This window comes from Azospirillum soli, assembly GCF_017876165.1.
GTDB lineage: Bacteria > Pseudomonadota > Alphaproteobacteria > Azospirillales > Azospirillaceae > Azospirillum > Azospirillum soli.
The window spans coordinates 1-1785 of sequence record NZ_JAGINQ010000061.1; the positions used below are offsets into that span (position 1 = coordinate 1).

Below are 1785 nucleotides of genomic sequence, written 5' to 3' on the forward strand. Positions count from 1 at the left end.
GAGCAACGGTTCAATCAGTGCCCACAGGGCGTCGGAAACGAGAGGAGCTGCCATGCCCCTCCCAACAGCCAAATCCCGGTTTCGTTAGGCGCTCTCAGTTCTGGGCGAACTTGCGCCACCAGCGCCGCACCGTTTCGTAGGAGATCTCGACACCGCGCTCGGCCAGGAGCAGTTCAACATCGCGGAAGCTGAGCGGGAACGTGTGGTAGAGCCACACAGCATGCGCGATCAATTCGGCCTGAAAACGATGGCGGTAGTGCGGATCAGGCTCACGTCTCATCCCGCTACCATGCCCAGTGCAGCCCGGGCTCGCCAACTCCGCGGTTTGCGTGACGATGCCCGCTGACCCGCTGCCGATCGCAGCGGAGTAGACCGGCGGATTTAATTCACCGGGGGGCGCCTACACTCCCTCAGACACCACGCCCCAGGGACATAGTATGCTCTCGGCGCATACTTTTACCGTACCATGATATGATCACGAGAAAATTATAAATAAGGAAAAAATCTACTCTGAGCGAAATTTTTCTGATGAATTTACGCTTCAAGCGCCGAAAACCATATAAATTTAGGTTTATAATACTAGTGATGACTGGATGCAGACATATGTATGCAGGGTGATATCGTGAAAGTCATGCGGTTTCATTGAGAGGGTATAAGGGTATTGCTTGATATGACTTGAGCGAAACCCCAAAAGGAGAAAGACGGACCATGGTGACCAAGCCGACCGAAAGCCCGAGCGTTGCCTATGCGAGCTGCGCCGTTTCTGGCATTGATGACGCGCTGTTTGCGCTGAAGCCCGAAGGCCTCAGCGACGTCGAGCGGCAGTCCGCGTTGACACAGCTTTCCCTTTATGAGGTGACGCAGAAGAGCCGGTTCCTCGGCTATCAGGCCAATCAGTACGACAACTATGGTGAGTTGTCGCAATATATGACCATGCATCTCAACAACATCGGTGACCCGTTCGTCACTGGAAATTTCACGATCAACACAAAGTTCATGGAACGACCGGTGTTGGACTACTACGCGGCGTTGTGGAACGCTAAGTGGCCGCACGAATCGAATGATTTGGAGTCCTATTGGGGCTACGTGCTGACCATGGGAAGCACCGAAGGCAATTTGTACGGCCTGTGGAACGCCCGCGACTATCTGGCCGGCAAGGTCTTGCTCGACGATCCGGAGACGGCCGCAAAGGCCGTCACCGCCCCGGCCAACTCCCTGCCGCGCAAGCTGGTCTGGCACCAGGCGGACTGCCCGCACGACAACCCCAACGCCTACACGCCGGTCGCCTTCTATTCCGAGGATACGCACTACTCGATCATCAAGATCATGCGCATCCTCAACGTCAGCACTTTCTATGAGCTGGGCACCAACCAGTACCCGGGTCAATGCCCAATTACCAAGGACGGCCAGTGGCCACAGGAAGTGCCCTCGGTCGGCGGCGCGCTTGGGCCGGGCTGCATCGACGTGGATGCGCTGGAGAAGCTGGTCGAGTTCTTCGCCAGCCGCGGCTACCCGATCATGGTGTGCTGCAACTACGGCACCACCTTTAAGGGTGCTTACGACGACGTGGAAGCGGTGGGGAAGCGGCTGCTGCCCATGCTGAAGAAGTATGGCCTCGACGAGCGCGAGGTGGTGTACGACCCGGCGCAGGGCCTGTCGGACAGGCGCACCGGCTACTGGATTCAAATGGCGGGGACTGTCAGGAATTCCGTGTACGGGCCATAACCGAGGGACCGAAGGAGGCCCCGTATGGCACGACGCAAAGCCCCCAGCATCCCGGACCAG

At 57.6% G+C, this 1785-nt stretch carries 1 protein-coding gene and 1 pseudogene; one reads left to right on the forward strand and one right to left on the reverse strand.

Annotation, left to right across the window (positions count from 1 at the left end; translation table 11 throughout):
* Positions 1–106: 106 nt before the first annotated feature.
* A pseudogene (locus J2852_RS31225) lies at positions 107–280 on the reverse strand (IS6 family transposase); the annotation flags it as partial.
* Between the two features lie 428 nt (positions 281–708).
* Between J2852_RS31225 and J2852_RS31230 the strand changes: the two are divergent.
* On the forward strand, positions 709–1725 hold the full coding sequence (locus tag J2852_RS31230; protein WP_209883177.1) for a PLP-dependent aminotransferase family protein: 1017 nt from the start codon (positions 709–711) through the stop codon (positions 1723–1725).
* Positions 1726–1785: the final 60 nt, after the last annotated feature.

Excerpts from the sequence above, each read along its gene's own strand:
- J2852_RS31230 (WP_209883177.1), top strand. The coding sequence starts at position 709 with ATGGTGACCAAGCCGACCGAAAGCCCGAGCGTTGCCTATGCGAGCTGC.